The organism is uncultured Caulobacter sp. (assembly GCF_937900395.1).
In the GTDB taxonomy this organism is placed as follows: domain Bacteria; phylum Pseudomonadota; class Alphaproteobacteria; order Caulobacterales; family Caulobacteraceae; genus Caulobacter.
Genome location: NZ_CALCDX010000040.1, coordinates 1 through 4,373, shown reverse-complemented (window position 1 = coordinate 4,373; position 4,373 = coordinate 1). Strand labels below are relative to the sequence as shown.

Genomic DNA, 4,373 nt, shown 5'->3' with positions numbered 1-4,373 from the left:
TCACGGAACGGTCGACCTTCAGCATCTGGAGCGTGGTGTGGTTCCAGGCGTATTCGTAGAGCGGAACGGAGCCGGGCTCCTCGCGCGTCGGCGTTTGCAGCGTGATGGTGCCGCGCCCGGCGATCAGGTCGGCGAAGGTTTCGAACGAGGCTTCCGAGATCATCGCCGCGAGGATCGCCTTGCCATCCGGGCAATATTGCCGGAGCTGGCCGAAATACTCCGGCAGGGGGCTCGCGATCGGGGTCAGCAGTTTCTTGATGACGCCATCGGCGCGGGCGACATCGCGACCGAATTCGAGGCAGGTTTTATAATCATCGAAGGCAACGATGACATCAATCCACGGAAAAGCCGGCGCGAGCGGCATTTCAAGCGCGGTGATGATGCCCGTGGTGCCATAGGCGCGGTTGATCTTCTGCGCGGCATCGCCCCTGAGTTCGATGATGCGCGGCGTTTCTTCCACCGTGATGATCCGCGCCGCGAGGATGTTGCCGGGCTCACGCAGGCCGCCATACATCACCGAGCCAACCCCGCCCGAACCACCGGCGACAAAGCCGCCGATCGTCGCCGTGCGCTTGGTGGAAGGATGCATGCGCATTTCCCAGCCCGAGGTGCGCAACTCGGCATCGAGCTTGCCGATATTCATGCCCGCCTGCACCCGGACATGGCCGGGCTTGACCCATTCGATGGCATCGAGCGCGTTCATGTCGAGCAGCACACCGCCGTGGATCGGCACGGCCTGCCCGTAATTGCCGGTCGCGCCGCCGCGCGGGGCCGTGCTGGCCTTGGTCTTCGCCGGGATGGCCATGGGGCGTCTTTCGGTTGTGGGAAGTTGGCGGGATAACGTCCCCGCGAGATCGAAGGTTGCGGTCGCCGTCCCGACATACGAGCGGCAGTGTTCGCGGGTCGCCCGCGCGAGGTCACGGCCCGCCTCTTCTTCGCGTCTCGGGGATGGGGCTTCGCCCGCTATGTCGGGTAGCGGCTTGACGCCCTTCCGGGAAAAAGCGAGCACCGTTCTTCAGACAAGGAACAAGCGCTTGGACCTGCGGGGAAAGATCAAGGCTAGTCCAGCGGCGCGCTACGGCCTGGCGGTGCTGATCGCGGGTCTGTCTTTTCTTTTGAGGCTTGGCCTGGACGGCGTTTTTCCGCCTGGCTTTCCCTATGTGACCTTCTTCCCGGCCGTCGTGGTCTGCGCCTATTTCCTGGGCCTGCGGCCCGCGATCCTGTGTGCGACGCTGTGCGGGCTGGCGGCCTGGTACTTCTTCATTCCGCCGGCGGGCGTCTTCAATTTCAGCTTCCCGGTCCTGCTGACCCTGGTCTTCTACGTCTTCGTCGTGGCGGTCGACATCTTCTTCATCGACGGCATGCGCCAGGCGCTGGACCAGTTGCGCGGCGAGCGCGAGCGCTATCGGCAACTGGCCGAGAGCCGCGACCTGCTCTATCGCGAACTGCATCACCGGGTGAGCAACAACCTGCAGGTCGCCGGCGCCCTGCTACGGCTGCAAGGGCAGGGGGTCAGCGACGCCGACGCCCGCCACGTTCTCGACCAGGCCGGCGCGCGGATCGAGGTGATCGCCCAGATCCAGCGCGAGCTGCACAACGCTGTCGGCGAGCCCGTTCCGTTCCGCGTCTTCGCCGAGGCCCTGCTGGCCAGCGCCGCCGCCGCGGCGGGCGCGCGGGTCGCCCTGACGCTGGAGGGCGGCGACGAGCCGCTGCATCCCGACCAGGCCACGCCCGTCACGCTGGTCATGCTGGAGAGCTTCAACAACGCCCTCGAGCACGGCTTCGGCGAGGGCGGGGAGGGGCAGGTTCGGGTGAGCCTGGAGCAGGCGGGGCTGACCCATCTGCTGACCGTCTGCAACGACGGCGCGGCCCCGCCGCCGGGCTTTGATCCCGCGCGGTCCAAGAGCCTGGGCCTGCGCATCGTCCGCGCCATGGCCCAGCAGCTGGGCGGCCGCTTCGAGATGGCCCGCGAGGATGGCTGGACGGTCTGCCGGCTCAGCTACGCGCCGCGCCGGGACCCGCTCTAAATCAAATACGTAGAGCGTGACTCCTGCGGAAACCGGTTCCCACTTTCGGCGTCACGCTCTAGAGCCTCAGCCGATAGAACCGGGTGTCGACCGCCATGCGCGGGAAGGCGGCGGGTAGGTCATCGGCCTCGACCTGGGCGAAGCCGTTCTTCTCGTAGAACCGGTGCGCGGCCAGGAAGCGGTCGGTGGTGCCGAGCCAGATCTGGCGCACGCCGTGGGCCCGCGCGTGCTCCAGCGCCGTCGCCAGCAAGGCGCTGGCCGCCCCGGCCGGGCCTCGCCCCTCGGGACGCACGAACATCTTGCGCAGCGCGACCGCGCCGTCGCCGATGTCCTTCAGGGCGATCGTGCCGACCGCCAGGCCGTCCCGCTCGGCCAGCCAGAACTGTCCGGCGCCGGTCTGGTACCAGCCGGGGATGTCCGCCAGGTCCGGCTGGTCCTCGGCGGTGATCGAGACGCCGAACTCCTCGCGCTGGATCGGCACGATCACGTCGATGACGGCCTGGGCGTCGCCGGGACGGTAGGCGCGGACGATCACGCCCGCTCGCTCGACCTGGCCGCGTCCTCAGGGGCCTCCTTCGGCGTCACAAACCGCGCCAGCTTGGGCTTCAGCCACTTCTCGAAGTCGTCGATGATCTCATAGACCACCGGCACCAAAACGAGCGACAGCACCGTCGAGGTGATCAGACCGCCGATCACCGCCACGGCCATGGGCTGGCGGAATTCCGAGCCCTTGCCGATGCCGAGCGCCGTGGGGAGCATGCCGGCCATCATCGCCAGGGTGGTCATGATGATCGGCCGGGCCCGCTCGCGGCAGGCGTCCAGGATCGCGGTGCGCTGGGGCACGCCCTGGCGCTCCTCCTCGATCACGTACTCGACCAGCAGGATCGAGTTCTTGGCCGCCAGACCCATCAGCATCAGGAAGCCGATCATCGAGGGGATCGACAGGCTCATGCCGAAGGCCAGCAGGCCGATGAAGGCGCCGCCGATCGCCAGCGGCAGGGCCGACATGATGGTGATCGGCTTGAAGAAGCTGCCGAACAGCAGGGCCATGACGCCGAACACCAGGAAGACGGCCGAGCCCAGGGCGATGGCGAAGCCGCCGAACAGCTCGCCCATGGCTTCTTCCGTGCCGGCCGTGGCCTTGGCGACGCCCTTGGGCGGGTTCTTCATGACCGGCAAGGCGTCGACGTCCTTGGTCGCCGTGCCCAGCACCACGCCGGGGGCGAGGTCGGCCTCGACGGTCAGCTGGCGCTTGCGGGCGTAGCGCTCGATCTTGGCCGGACCCGCCTGGAAGGCGACCTCGGCCACGCTGTCCAGTCGGGTGAAGCCGCCGGACGCCGTCGGCACGCGCAGGGCCTTGATCTGCTCCAGGTCGCCGCGGGCGTCGTCGGGCAGGCGGACGCGGATCGGCAGGCGGCGCTCGCCGTCGGTCAGCTTGGCGACGTTGGCGTCGATGTCGCCGACGGTGGCGACGCGGGCCACGGCGGCGATGTCGGCGGTCGAGACGCCCAGGCGCGCGGCCTCGTCCGGCAGCGGGCGGATGACGATCTCGGGACCGCTGGGCGGGGTGGCCGGGCGCGGGTCGGCGATGCTGGCCACGCCCCGCATCTGCCGCTCCAGCGTCAGGGCGGCGCGCTCGAGGGCGTCGCCGTCGTCGCTGGTCAGGATGGTCTGGACCTCGGCCGCGCCGTCGTCGCTGAGCAGGGTCAGGCGCACGTCGGGCAGGTCCAGCAGCTTGTCGCGCATCAGGGCGCGGATCTCGGTGACCCGCAGCTCGCGCTTGTCGTGCAGCACCACGGTGATGGTGCCGTCGCGCAGGTCCGAGCCGCCGCCGCCGCCGCCCGGACCCATGCCCGACACCTGCGAGCCGATCTGGGCGAAGACGTGAGCGGTCTCGGGGCGGGCGCCGAACAGCTTGGTGATCTGCGTCACCGCGCGGTCCATGTCGGCGGCCGTGGCCCCGGGCGGGCCCTGGACTTTCATGTAGTAGTAGTTGTTGTTGGCCGGCGGCTGGAAGCCGGTGGGCAGGCCGGCCGACAGCATGACCGAGCCGATGAAGATCGCCACGCCGATCAGGCAGCTGGCGATCCGGTGGTCCAGCGCCCAGCCCAGCGCCTTGCGGTAGGGGCCCTCGAACGGCTTGCGCGGCTTGGCGTGGGCGACGGGCTTGAGGAAATAGGCCGCCAGCAGCGGCGTCAGCAGGCGGGCCACGACCAGCGAGAACAGCACCGCCACGGCGACCGTCAGGCCGAACTCGCGGAAGAACTGGCCGGGGATGCCGGGCATGAAGGCCACGGGGGCGAACACCGCCACGATGGTGAAGGTGGTGGCCACGACCGCCAGGCC

4 protein-coding genes are annotated in these 4,373 nt (G+C 69.1%); 1 reads left to right on the top strand and 3 read right to left on the bottom strand.

Going from position 1 to position 4,373, the window contains the following annotated elements; translation table 11 throughout:
• Positions 1 to 805: FAD-binding protein (locus tag Q0379_RS03175; RefSeq protein ID WP_299004175.1), on the bottom strand; the 805-nt coding region annotated here is incomplete at its 3' end.
• 229 nt (positions 806 to 1,034) lie between these two features.
• On the opposite strand from Q0379_RS03175, the gene Q0379_RS03170 reads away from it, so the two are divergent.
• Complete coding sequence (locus tag Q0379_RS03170; protein ID WP_299004173.1) at positions 1,035 to 2,027, top strand: DUF4118 domain-containing protein; 993 nt, start codon at positions 1,035 to 1,037, stop codon at positions 2,025 to 2,027.
• A 58-nt stretch (positions 2,028 to 2,085) separates the two neighbouring features.
• On the opposite strand, the gene Q0379_RS03165 is transcribed toward Q0379_RS03170, so the two are convergent.
• Entirely contained in the window at positions 2,086 to 2,562 is a 477-nt protein-coding gene (locus Q0379_RS03165) for a GNAT family N-acetyltransferase (protein ID WP_299004171.1), read from the bottom strand.
• Positions 2,559 to 4,373: efflux RND transporter permease subunit (locus tag Q0379_RS03160; protein ID WP_299004169.1), on the bottom strand; the 1,815-nt coding region annotated here is incomplete at its 5' end. The genes Q0379_RS03165 and Q0379_RS03160, both read right to left, overlap by 4 nt.